Genomic DNA, 12519 nt, shown 5'->3' on the forward strand with positions numbered 1-12519 from the left:
TCAAGTACGAAGAGTAAAAAAGGGCATGGTGAGAGGCTCAGTTTACATCCGGGAAATGTTTGAATGGATAATATCGAAGTTCGGGGCGCTCGCACCCATAATCTTAAGAATATCAACCTGATTATCCCGCGCGACAAACTGATCGTGGTCACCGGTCTATCGGGTTCAGGCAAATCCTCACTGGCTTTTGATACCCTGTATGCCGAGGGCCAACGCCGCTATGTTGAGTCTCTTTCCGCCTATGCGCGCCAATTTCTATCGCTGATGGAAAAACCGGATGTCGACCATATTGAAGGTCTGTCTCCGGCCATCTCCATCGAGCAAAAATCGACTTCTCATAACCCGCGTTCTACCGTGGGCACCATCACTGAAATTCATGATTACCTGCGTTTGCTGTTCGCCCGTGTCGGCGAGCCACGCTGTCCGGATCATGATGTACCGTTGGCGGCCCAAACCGTCAGCCAGATGGTGGATAACGTCATCACCCAGCCCGAAGGCCGCCGCCTGATGCTACTGGCACCGGTGGTAAAAGATCGCAAAGGCGAGCATACCAAGACGCTGGAAGGCCTTGCTATGCAGGGCTACATCCGTGCGCGGATCGACGGTGAGGTTTGTGATCTGTCTGATCCACCGAAATTAGAACTGCAAAAGAAACACACCATTGAAGTGGTGGTCGATCGCTTTAAAGTGCGCGAAGATCTGGCTCAACGGCTGGCAGAATCGTTCGAAACCGCATTGGAGCTTTCCGGTGGGACTGCTATGGTCGCCGATATGGATGACCCTCACGCCGAAGAACTGTTGTTCTCCGCCAACTTTGCCTGCCCGATTTGCGGCTATAGCATGAGTGAGCTGGAACCGCGCCTGTTCTCCTTTAACAACCCGGCCGGTGCCTGCCCGACCTGTGATGGTCTGGGTGTCCAGCAGTTCTTTGATCCAGACCGCGTGCTACAAAACCCTGAGCTGTCACTGGCCGGTGGCGCGATTCGTGGCTGGGATCGTCGCAACTTCTATTACTTCCAGATGCTGCGCTCACTGGCTGATCATTATAAGTTTGATATCGAAGCACCGTTTAACTCGCTGGATGCCGCAACACAGAAAGCGGTATTGTACGGTTCCGGTAAAGATACTATTGAATTCAAATATATAAATGACCGCGGTGACACCACCGTTCGCCGCCATCCATTCGAAGGTGTGCTGCACAATATGGAGCGCCGTTATAAAGAAACGGAATCCAGTGCGGTGCGTGAAGAACTGGCTAAATTTATCAGTAACCGCTCTTGTGCATCCTGCCACGGCACCCGCTTGCGCCGCGAAGCGCGCTATGTGTTTGTAGAAAATACCACGTTGCCAGAGATTTCAGAACTGAGCATCGGCCATGCGCTGAGCTTCTTCCAAAACATGAAGCTCAGTGGTCAGCGGGCGCAAATCGCCGAAAAAATATTGAAAGAAATTGGCGATCGGCTGAAGTTCCTGGTTAACGTCGGGCTAAACTATCTGTCACTGTCCCGCTCTGCGGAAACCCTCTCCGGTGGTGAAGCGCAGCGTATTCGTCTGGCCAGCCAGATTGGTGCCGGTTTGGTGGGTGTCATGTATGTGCTGGATGAACCGTCCATCGGTTTGCATCAGCGCGATAACGAACGTCTGCTGGAAACACTGATCCATCTGCGTAATCTGGGTAATACCGTGATTGTGGTGGAACACGATGAAGACGCTATCCGCGCCGCTGACCATGTGATTGATATCGGCCCCGGTGCCGGTGTGCATGGTGGTGAGGTGGTAGCAGAAGGGACTGTCGATGACATCATGGCGGAACCGAAGTCACTGACCGGCCAGTTCCTCAGCGGTAAACGCGAAATTGCTATTCCAGCACAACGTGTCGCCGGCGATCCGACCAAAGTATTGAAACTGATTGGTGCCAGCGGTAATAACTTGAAAGATGTCACTCTGACGCTGCCTGTTGGGTTATTTAGCTGCATTACCGGTGTTTCTGGCTCGGGTAAATCGACGCTAATCAACGATACTTTATATTGCATCGCACAGCGTCAGCTAAACGGCGCGACCAGTAATGAACCCGCGCCGTATCGTGAGATTCAAGGGCTGGAGCATTTCGATAAAGTCATTGATATCGACCAAAGTCCGATCGGCCGTACCCCACGCTCTAACCCTGCGACCTATACCGGCATCTTTACGCCAATCCGCGAGTTATTTGCCGGTGTACCTGAGTCTCGTACCCGTGGTTATACGCCGGGCCGTTTCAGCTTTAACGTTAAAGGTGGGCGCTGTGAAGCCTGTCAGGGTGACGGCGTCATTAAAGTCGAAATGCACTTCCTGCCGGATATCTATGTGCCATGCGACCAGTGTAAAGGTAAGCGTTATAACCGTGAAACGCTGGAAGTAAAATACAAAGGCAAGAGCATTCACGAAGTGCTGGCGATGACTATCGAAGAGGCGCGTGAGTTCTTTGACGCCGTACCGGCACTGGCGCGTAAGTTGCAAACCTTGATGGATGTGGGCCTGTCCTACATCTGCCTGGGCCAATCCGCGACCACGCTGTCCGGTGGGGAAGCGCAGCGGGTGAAACTGTCGCGCGAGTTGTCAAAACGTGGCACCGGCCAGACACTCTATATTCTGGACGAACCCACTACCGGCCTGCATTTTGCTGATATCCAGCAACTACTGGCGGTGTTGCATCAGTTGCGCGATCAGGGCAATACCATCGTGGTGATTGAGCATAATCTGGATGTGATTAAGACCGCAGACTGGATTGTCGATCTGGGGCCAGAGGGCGGCAGCGGCGGCGGCGAGATTTTGGTATCAGGCACGCCAGAGACCGTTGCGGAGTGTGCTGCGTCACATACAGCTCGCTTCCTCAAACCGATGTTGCAGCGTAAGTAGCCATTAAATGAGCGCTCCGGGGCAATCAGTCAGTTGTCCTGGAGTGCTATTTTAGCCTTCAGACAACTAACTCTTGCCGCCGATGTTCGGGCAATCCCTGCAAAACCAATTGATAAGAACGGTCAATCAACGAATAAAACTGTGAGTTGGGTAATTTGCCATCCAGAAACACCGTGTTCCAGTGCGCTTTGTTCAAGTGTTCACTCGGCACGATCTCCGGATGTTGCTCTCTCAGGCTTTCTGCCAATTCAGGGCTGGTTTTCAATGAGATAAAGGGGCGTCCTTCCGTCTCGCCTACCATAGCAAACATCACATCTGCGACTTTAATCTGATTCGCCTGCCACTTCTCATGGTCGCTCTGCTCTGCCCCAGGTTTGGACATGCAGTATTCCAGTAATGCTGAATTATTCATGTGGATATCTCCTGTAATGGGCCGGTACGGTCTCGCGAAACGGCCTCATAAGCTATTTATTCCATAAAGGCTTCATTGAACAGTGACACATGCTGAAGCATCAGTTTGCACCTTTGACAACAGATTTACTGTGAGCAATGAATGATCGTTTGGCATGTATCAACCACATCAATTAGTATATTCTTTAATCGATTTACAGCCATCGGTCTTGGACTAAACAAGTAGAAGATAAAGGTAACTCACGGAAAGGTGGCGAAAAAAATAAACAAAAAAGGCGATATTGCTATCGCCTCAGACTGCTGATAAACCCTAACGGCTCGATCTTGCAAGGTGAGGACAGGTAGAAGAGTAAAGCGTCCGCGCCACCAGGGAAGGGTTTACGGCCTCTTTACGATCTGCCTGTTTTCACCGTTACGGGCACTTTGTCATTAACCTCAGGCGATATTGCTATCGCCTTAATTTTAATCACATCAATATCAGATTACTGTACCGCAGCAAAAGCTGCCGCAACACGCTGAACATTACTGTGATTGACGCCAGCCATGCACATCCTACCGCTGGCTATCAGATACACGCCGAACTCTTCTCGCAGGCGATCCACCTGTGCTGCGCTAAAACCGGTGTAACTGAACATGCCGCGTTGTTGTAGCAGGTAATCAAAATTACGGCTTGGCAAAGAGGCTTTTAAGGCGTCAACCAACGAGCTACGCATCTCAATAATACGCAGCCGCATCTGTTCTACTTCTGCCTGCCATTGACCGCGTAACTCACTGTCATGCAAGACTTTTGCGACCACCTGCGCGCCGAAGTTTGGCGGACTGGAATAGTTACGACGCACTGTCGCTTTCAGTTGGCCTAACACCCGCCCCGCCGCTTCTTCACTTTCGCATACCACTGACAGGCCACCGACCCGCTCGTTATACAAAGAGAAGATTTTGGAGAAAGAGTTACTGACCAGACAGGGCAGTTCAGCCGCCGCCATCGCGCGAATGGCGTAAGCATCTGCGTTCAGCCCAGCACCAAAACCTTGATAAGCGATATCGAGGAACGGAATCAAATCACGCCCTTTAGCCACTTTAATGACGTGATCCCATTGCGCATTGGTAAGGTCAGAACCCGTCGGGTTGTGGCAGCAAGGATGCAGTAAAACGATACTTCTGGCAGGCAATTGCTGCAATGTTGCCAGTATTTGGTCGAACTTTACGCCCAACTTGTCGTTATCGAAATACGGATAGGTATTCACCTTGAACCCTGCGCCACTAAAGATAGCAACGTGGTTCTCCCAGGTAGGATCACTGACCCAGACCTGTGAGTCAGGGAAATAGTGATACAGGAAATCAGCACCGACTTTCAATGCACCCGATCCACCCACGGTTTGAATCGTCGCCACCCGTTGCTGAGTCAGCATCGGATGATCGCTGCCAAATAATAACTGCTGGATAGCCGTTCGGTAGGCGAGCAACCCTTCCATCGGCAAATAAACCGGGGTCCCGTGCGGCTGCGCATTCAATTGTGCTTCCGCAGCTTGAACCGCTTGCATCAACGGGATCTCACCCTGTTCGTTGTAATAAAGCCCGATGCTCAAATTTACTTTATGCGCACGGCTATCAGCTTTAAAACTTTCCATCAGCGACAGGATCGGATCACCTGCGTAAGCGTCAACATTCTGGAACACGGTGCTGCTCTCCTTTATCGATAGTCATTATCTATGCCTTTATTAGGCAGCTTACCTTATTCCCCTAGATATTCCATCGCTACGCGGGAGGTCAGCTTAGTGATCAACTCATAAGCACTGATACCGGTGTAAGCCGCAATTTTCTCAACCGGCAATTCGGAACCCCACAACAGCACTTCATCACCCACTTTATCGCTGGCATCCGGCCCAAGATCAACTGAGATCATATCCATAGAGACTCGTCCGACAAGGCCCACTTCGCGGCCATTGATCCGCACGGGAGTGCCTGATGGTGCGCTGCGCGGATAACCGTCACCATAGCCAATTGCCACCACACCCAAACGGGTATCGCGATCACTGACCCAGGTGCCGCCATACCCTACTGGCTCACCGGCTTTGTGCTCACGAACAGCAATCAGGCTGGATTTCAGTGCCATTGCCGGTAATAAATTATAATGGCTGGCATGGGGCGAATCCAAAGGTGAAACACCGTACAGAATAATGCCTGGCCGAACCCAGTCACGATGCGCCTCTGGCCACAGCAAAATACCGCCAGATGCGGCGATAGACTTCATCCCCGGTTTACCGGCAGTAAAGGCATCAAAACAGCTTAGTTGCTGACGAGTGGTCTCCACTTGCGGCTCATCTGCGCGGCTAAAGTGGCTCATGATATTGACTGGCTGAATAACATTATCGCAGGCACTCAGGCGCTGATAGAAAGCCTCCGCCTGTTCAGGGCGAACCCCCAAACGGTGCATTCCAGTATCAAGTTTCATCCAGACATTAATCGGAGCAGGCAGTTGCACGTTTTCCAGCGCTTCTAATTGCTCAATGCTGTGTACTGCGGTTTCAATACGATTAGCCACCAGAATTGGCAAATCTTCTGCGGCAAAGAACCCTTCCAGCAGCAGAATCGGCTTTACAATCCCGCCAGATCTCAGCATCAGTGCTTCGCCGATACGCGCCACACCGTAGCAATCAGCATCTTGTAGCGTGTGTGCTATTTCTAATAACCCGTGGCCATAAGCGTTTGCTTTCACAACTGCTATCAGGCGGCTTTGTGGCGCGATATGCCGTATCTGTTGCAAGTTATGTCGCAGAGCGCGGCGGTCGATTACTGCTGTTGCCGCTTTCATTTCTTATCCTTAATAGAGGTTATACCCAAAGCCAAGGCCGCAAGTGAAAAAACCTGCAACTTCAAGGATAAAGGGGATATTATTCGTCGTCGTATTGCGGGCCTGCATAATTATCAAAGCGCGACCACTGACCGTTAAATTTCAGCCGGACAGAACCGATCGGGCCATTACGCTGTTTACCCAAAATGATTTGTGCGATCCCTTTCTCATCACTGTTCTCGTGATAAACCTCATCACGGTAAATAAACATGATTAAGTCAGCATCCTGCTCGATAGAACCTGATTCACGTAAATCGGAGTTAACTGGCCGCTTATCAGCACGTTGCTCCAAACTACGGTTAAGCTGTGATAACGCCACTACCGGCACTTGCAGCTCTTTTGCCAGCGCTTTCAGCGAGCGAGAGATTTCCGCGATTTCCAGCGTTCGGTTATCTGACAAGGACGGCACCCGCATCAATTGCAGGTAGTCGATCATGATCAGGCTCAAACCACCGTGTTCACGGAAGATACGCCGCGCACGAGAGCGCACTTCAGTGGGGGTCAGGCCGGATGAGTCATCGATGTACATATTGCGTTTTTCCATCAATATACCCATCGTGCTCGAAATACGCGCCCAATCCTCATCATCAAGCTGACCGGTACGAATACGCGTCTGATCCACATGCGATAAGGATGCCAGCATACGCATCATTATCTGATCACCGGGCATCTCCAAACTGAAGATTAATACCGGTTTTTCCTGCATCATCGCGGCGTTTTCGCACAAGTTCATCGCAAAGGTGGTTTTCCCCATCGATGGACGCGCGGCGACAATAATTAAATCTGATTTCTGCAAGCCGGCAGTCTTTTTATCCAAATCAGTAAAACCGGTAGAAACACCGGTGACACCATCATGAGGCCGCTGATAGAGCTGTTCAATTCGCGCGACCGTAGCTTCGAGGATCTGATCGACGCTTTTCGGCCCTTCATCTTTGCTGGCACGGCTTTCGGCAATCTGGAACACTTTGGATTCAGCCAGATCCAGCAGGTCTTCACTACTACGTCCTTGCGGATCATAACCGGCATCGGCAATCTCGTTGGCCACCGAGATCATTTCACGAACAACGGCACGTTCGCGTACGATATCAGCATAAGCACCGATATTCGCCGCACTTGGCGTATTTTTTGAGAGTTCGGCCAGATAGGCAAACCCCCCTACCGAATCCAAATCCCCTTTTTGTTCCAGCGATTCAGACAATGTTATCAAATCGATTGGCTTGCTGTTCTCCAGCAAACGCTGCATTTCAGTAAAGATCCGGCGATGCGGGCGGCTGAAAAAGTCATTGCTGGCAACGCGTTCAGACACGTTATCCCAGCGTTCGTTATCCAGCATTAAACCGCCCAACACGGACTGCTCTGCCTCCAGCGAATGAGGCGGGAGCTTCAGCCCTTCCATCTGGCGGTCTCGTGGCGCGGTCATATTGTTGGTTGGTTTTTTTGCTGCCATGAAAAGTGTTCTTTACCTTTGTTGCGATAGGAAAATATCGAATAGAAAATATAACGACCTAGTATATACACAAAGTAATTGGAGTTGCAGATAGACAGTAAATGAATAAATCCCAATGAGCGGAAAGAAATCAGCGATTCAGGTGAGTAGATGCAACTGACTTCAAGTACCAAGGGAATTGATGATGATATCAGTCACGGCAATGGGTTTCAGCCGGTACTTGGCACACCATGCAGATCCCTGTAGGGTGAAAATACATCTATTGCGAAGGAACTGACATGGCAAAGCATATCCAATTTAGCACCACCGGCGGGCCAGACGTATTGCAATACCTTGATTTTACACCTGTTGACCCTGCTGCACATGAGGTTCAGGTCGAAAATAAGGCAATTGGTATTAACTATATTGATACCTATATCCGTGGCGGGCTTTATGCACCGCCACATCTCCCGAGTAGGTTGGGAACAGAAGCCGCCGGAATTGTGACCAAAGTCGGGGCCAAGATTAGTGCGATAAACGTCGGTGATCGAGTGGTCTATGCCCAATCTGCTCTTGGCGCTTACAGCGAAGTCCATAATGTCGCCGCTGACAAAATTGCCATACTCCCTGATAATATCTCTTTCGAGCAGGCTGCGGCATCATTCCTCAAAGGGCTGACCGTCCATTATCTGTTGCGCCAAACTTACGCAATTAAACCGGGCGAAGTATTCCTGTTCCATGCCGCAGCAGGGGGAGTTGGGCTGATTGCCTGTCAATGGGCAAAAGCACTGGGAGCCAAGCTGATTGGTACGGTAGGCTCTGATGAAAAAGCTGAATTAGCAAAAGCTAAAGGAGCTTGGGCGACCATTAACTATCGTACAGAAAATATCGCCGAGCGGGTTGCAGAACTGACCAACGGCGAGAAAGTAGGCGTAGTATATGACTCCGTTGGCAAAAGCACCTGGCTGGACTCGCTCAACAGCCTTAGGCGCAGAGGTTTAATGGTTAGCTTTGGCAACGCTTCCGGCCCGGTGACAGGAGTAGACCTTGCTATCCTGAACCAAAAAGGCGGGCTGTATGTTACCCGCCCGTCCCTCAACGCTTATGTTACTCATCGGCAAGAGCTGGAAAATGCCAGTGAACAATTATTCTCACTCATTGGCAGTGGAGCAATTAACGTTGATGTCGCTAAAGCGCAGCAATTCCCGTTAAGTGATGCTCACCGCGCACACCAAATATTAGAAAGTCGCCAAACAACCGGCTCAAGCTTACTTATTCCTTAATAACTCAGACTAATAATGGATAGTTAATTATCACTATCCATTACTTACAGTTATAACTTATTAAAAATATTATCTCCTATTACTTTAAGACGGTAGTTCAATATATCCTAATTGCCCTCCTGCAAGGAAATATATATCCTCAAAACGTCACATCCAGATTACTGCCATCATCAATCACATACACTGAGGTTTAAACAATGAGTCACTCTGTAAGTAATAGGGACATAAATGAATTGCTAAGTAACATTTATCATGATAATAAAATAAACAACATAGAGTTTCAAAAGTTACGGGACTTCGCTGATGGTAAGTTTGATTTCCTATTAAATAGCTATGGTGAAAACAATAACTTATCTGCATTACAGAAGTCTATGGATGTCACCGTCCAATTGATGCAGCAGAGTTTTTTTGATATCAAAAAGAAATGTAAAAACGACGAAGATAATAAATTAGCAAAAGAAGCTTTTGATGCACAAATTTCTTATATGATTGCCAACTATGATCGATTATTTTCTAATCTTTAATATCACTATTTAGTTTATTACTTACCGGAGGTTCTGCTCGCCGAGTCTCATACCGAAAGTAATAACCAGGGCTTCTAACAATCAGAAGCCCTGGTTACACTGTTTTCTTTTAGTGCAAGCGTAGGGGTACTACAGGGTAGTCCGCCAGAACCGAGTGCCATTTATACAGCTATTTTTAGCTCTGACAGGGATGAAAATGTGATACCAAATCGTATCGGTAAGCATCCTAGCAAGCACATCCAAGAAAAAACACGTTTTCTCCCAGATTCGTCTTACTAATCTTTCAGGCTGTGATCGCTGCCGCAAGAAAGTGAAATTTAGTAACGTCTAACTACCGGCTTTTGCATTGAACGCCATATCCAGACCACCACGATGGCCAAGATTAACCAAGGCAACAGTTTAATCATCATGACAAATAAGCCGCCCAACATCATAAAGGCAGCCGCAACCAGCAGCGCAGCAAAGATGCCGAACAAAGATATACCGGTCACCATCAGCATGATAAAAAAACCGATAACAAAGAAAATTTCGAACATGGCTGGCTCCTAAATAAGGGTTTATTTCCCACAACCACATCATCATATATAACGATCAAATCGGGGGGTTATAAGGAGTATTACAAGAAACATGCCAACAAAAAAATTACGTTAACCAACTGAATATTTTCGTTATTTAATAAGAAAACCTACCAGTGAGACTGGCAGGCATGGTCAATTTGACTAACTTATAGCGAACTTTATTACAGAGAACTAACCTGTGGGCGAGTGACCATTGCCAACGCTTGTTCCACCACGGAGACATCAGCACCGGGCTTATGAGCATTTTCACTTAAATGGCGACGCCATTGACGCGCACCGGGAATTCCCTGGAAAACACCCAGAATATGACGGGTTATGTGGCCAAGGTAAGCACCGCGTGATAACTCTTGTTCGATATAAGGATAAAGCGCTTCAATGGCCTTAACGCTATCCACCACGAGAGCATTGGGATCAAACAGTTCGCGGTCCACTTGTGTCAGGATACTGGGATTCTGATACGCTTCGCGCCCCATCATGACGCCATCAAGGTGTTTTAGGTGCTCTTTGGCCTCTGCCAGTGTTTTTACACCACCGTTAATGGCAATGGTCAGTGCCGGAAAATCGCGCTTGAGCTGATACACCCGCTCATAATCCAGCGGCGGCACTTCACGGTTCTCTTTCGGACTCAATCCTGAGAGCCAGGCTTTACGGGCATGAATAGTGAAAATGTTGCATTCGCCACGTTCTGCCACGGTTTGCACAAATTCGCACAAAAACTCATAGCTATCTAGCTGGTCAATACCAATCCGTGTTTTTACTGTCACCGGAATAGAAACCACATCGCGCATCGCTTTAATGCAATCAGCAACCAGCTCGGCCTCCCCCATCAAGCAGGCACCAAAACGGCCATTTTGCACGCGATCCGACGGGCAACCCACATTCAAGTTGATTTCATTATAGCCGCGCAATTCTGCCAATTTAGCACAATGCGCTAAAGCCAGAGGATCACTGCCCCCCAGTTGCAAGGCCACCGGATGGTCCTGTTCGCTATAAGCCAGATAATCCCCTTTACCGTGAATAATGGCTCCCGTCGTCACCATTTCGGTATATAACAACGCTTGCTTAGTTAACAACCGATGAAAGTAGCGACAATGGCGATCGGTCCAGTCGAGCATCGGCGCAACAGAGAAACGCTGTAGGGGGTAGCGTGCTAACAGGCTTGATTCACTTTTTTTCATGGCTAAGTCTGCCAAAGTATTTTCTTGATACATTCGTTGAGTTTGTTCTTGATAGACCCCGATACAGACCCAAAAATGAGGCTAAGGCTGAACGAGAATTACGGAAAACGGCCCTAATGATAGCATAAAAATGTATCAGTCAATCTGGGGAGATGTATCGACCGTAATTTGAATTACAGATAGCACTCCCCCTATTGCGATAACTTACTTTTCGTCAATTAAGTCTATTGGCACGTCCATAATAGGTAATTGGCCTAACACTAACTTCGCACCTGCATTAGAAAGATGACTTCCTTGATTATATAGCCCCCCATTTTTATTAATAATCAGACAGTTATGCCCCTCACAAAGACTATCCACAGGATTAATAATCATTAAGTTAGGGCTTGGTTTTATATAGGCATTCAACTTTTCACTCAATGCACTTGCTGCATTATATCCTTTAGTACTTTTATCATAGACTTTCCCGACGTTACCATTACTAATATTAAGCAATCTAAAATAGTCTCGTTTAACATCCGTTCGAACCGTAGGGATTGGGTAAACTAAAACAACTCGATGCCCCATAGAGAGCAATTTATTAATGTTGCTGGCTAAAGATACCCATACCAACTCGTCAGGCGCAGCAGGTTCAGATACTACATTCATACTCAGGGCTTTACCTGGTGAACCCTCAACCAATTTTGTATCTTTAAATTGTGCATAATTAGCTGCAATTAAAAATGTCTTTTTACTTGAGAACGCATTAATAACCCCCCAACGTCGGCGATTAATATCAGGGCACTCGGGAGCCGTTCCGAACCATAATTTGTCAGAGACAAAAGAACATTGTTCATAAGTTAGAGATATTATTCCTTTTCCCTTTTTTGCTAATTCTGTTTGCAAAGCATATTCAAAAGAAGCAGCGTAGCTATCTCCTATGACAACCCAACTTTCATCACCAAACTTGCACGCCCCTGATGGATCTCTATTCCCACACAGATGTGTAGGTTTGCCTGAAAGGTAATTACGGCCGGTGGTTACACTCTCCAATCTACGGAATTCAGGAACTTTAAAATCTTCATACATCTTTTTTGCCAAGGGTGATAAACGTTCACCTGCAGAATCAGCAAAACCGTTTTTAATTATGGTCACCCCAGAGAAAAGTATCAAAATAAATGCAGATACCCCCATCACAGCCCATTTCCATAGAGCAAGCTGTTTCTTCCTAAATGGTTTCTCAATTAAATAGAACGATATGATGGCAAGAATTACAGAGATCATAATAAGTACTAGCGATGTTTGAGTGTCTATGCTCCCCACTTTTATTCTATAGAATACAAACAGCGGCTGGTGCCAAAGATAAATAGAATAGGATATTGCCCCAATAAAGA

At 47.9% G+C, this 12519-nt stretch carries 10 protein-coding genes; 3 read left to right on the forward strand and 7 right to left on the reverse strand.

The window, feature by feature from the left end:
• The first annotated feature begins 63 nt into the window (after positions 1–63).
• On the forward strand, positions 64–2895 hold the full coding sequence (uvrA, locus tag AT01_RS10430) for an excinuclease ABC subunit UvrA (RefSeq protein WP_042547110.1): 2832 nt from the start codon (positions 64–66) through the stop codon (positions 2893–2895).
• Between the two features lie 58 nt (positions 2896–2953).
• Here uvrA and AT01_RS10435 read toward each other — a convergent pair whose 3' ends face one another.
• From AT01_RS10435 to dnaB, 4 genes are all read right to left on the reverse strand, one after another.
• On the reverse strand, positions 2954–3307 hold the full coding sequence (locus tag AT01_RS10435) for an MmcQ/YjbR family DNA-binding protein (protein ID WP_004704757.1): 354 nt from the start codon (positions 3305–3307) through the stop codon (positions 2954–2956).
• Positions 3308–3788: 481 nt separating this feature from the next.
• Positions 3789–4982 carry an amino acid aminotransferase gene (locus AT01_RS10440; RefSeq protein WP_042547111.1) on the reverse strand — a complete coding sequence of 398 codons (1194 nt, stop codon included), beginning with the start codon at positions 4980–4982 and terminating at the stop codon, positions 3789–3791.
• 56 nt (positions 4983–5038) lie between these two features.
• Positions 5039–6118: an alanine racemase gene (gene alr, locus AT01_RS10445; RefSeq protein WP_042547112.1), complete on the reverse strand. Its 1080-nt coding sequence runs from the start codon at positions 6116–6118 to the stop codon at positions 5039–5041.
• A 79-nt stretch (positions 6119–6197) separates the two neighbouring features.
• Positions 6198–7604 carry a replicative DNA helicase gene (gene dnaB, locus AT01_RS10450; protein ID WP_004704751.1) on the reverse strand — a complete coding sequence of 469 codons (1407 nt, stop codon included), beginning with the start codon at positions 7602–7604 and terminating at the stop codon, positions 6198–6200.
• Positions 7605–7882: 278 nt separating this feature from the next.
• On the opposite strand from dnaB, the gene AT01_RS10455 reads away from it, so the two are divergent.
• Complete coding sequence (locus AT01_RS10455) at positions 7883–8866, forward strand: quinone oxidoreductase (protein WP_042547113.1); 984 nt, start codon at positions 7883–7885, stop codon at positions 8864–8866.
• A 197-nt stretch (positions 8867–9063) separates the two neighbouring features.
• Positions 9064–9390: a hypothetical protein gene (locus AT01_RS10460; protein WP_042547114.1), complete on the forward strand. Its 327-nt coding sequence runs from the start codon at positions 9064–9066 to the stop codon at positions 9388–9390.
• Between the two features lie 317 nt (positions 9391–9707).
• On the opposite strand, the gene pspG is transcribed toward AT01_RS10460, so the two are convergent.
• The 3 genes from pspG to AT01_RS10475 form a co-directional block, all read right to left on the reverse strand.
• Entirely contained in the window at positions 9708–9926 is a 219-nt protein-coding gene (pspG, locus tag AT01_RS10465) for an envelope stress response protein PspG (RefSeq protein ID WP_004704747.1), read from the reverse strand.
• Between the two features lie 203 nt (positions 9927–10129).
• Positions 10130–11146, reverse strand: a complete 1017-nt coding sequence (gene dusA, locus AT01_RS10470) for a tRNA dihydrouridine(20/20a) synthase DusA (RefSeq protein ID WP_042548590.1) — start codon at positions 11144–11146, stop codon at positions 10130–10132.
• Between the two features lie 204 nt (positions 11147–11350).
• Positions 11351–12409 carry an SGNH hydrolase domain-containing protein gene (locus tag AT01_RS10475; RefSeq protein ID WP_186367590.1) on the reverse strand — a complete coding sequence of 353 codons (1059 nt, stop codon included), beginning with the start codon at positions 12407–12409 and terminating at the stop codon, positions 11351–11353.
• Between the last annotated feature and the right edge of the window lie 110 nt (positions 12410–12519).

This window comes from Yersinia aldovae 670-83, assembly GCF_000834395.1.
Classification (GTDB): Bacteria; Pseudomonadota; Gammaproteobacteria; order Enterobacterales; family Enterobacteriaceae; genus Yersinia; species Yersinia aldovae.